Origin of the sequence: Microvirga pakistanensis, assembly GCF_004458765.1 — a bacterium.
In the GTDB taxonomy this organism is placed as follows: domain Bacteria; phylum Pseudomonadota; class Alphaproteobacteria; order Rhizobiales; family Beijerinckiaceae; genus Microvirga; species Microvirga pakistanensis.
Map to the genome: position 1 here is coordinate 1 of NZ_SPJX01000391.1, position 223 is coordinate 223.

Annotated in this window: 1 protein-coding gene; it reads left to right on the top strand. The window is 61.9% G+C overall.

What is annotated here, in order from left to right:
• Positions 1–223, top strand: a 223-nt coding sequence (locus E4K09_RS18900; RefSeq protein ID WP_280177482.1) for an exonuclease domain-containing protein, incomplete at both ends; no start/stop codon positions are given.

Below are 223 nucleotides of genomic sequence, written 5' to 3' on the forward strand. Positions count from 1 at the left end.
AACCACCGGCACCGATCACGCCAAGGGCGACCGGATCATCGAGATCGGCTGCGTCGAACTCCTCAACCACATTCCGACGGGCAAGAGCTATCACGTCTACATTAATCCGGACTGTCCGGTTTCTCCCGGCGCCTTCGCGGTGCACGGGCTGAGCGACGCGTTCCTGGCCGACAAGCCCGTGTTCGCCGCCATCGTCGAAGAGTTCTACGCGTTCATCCGCGAT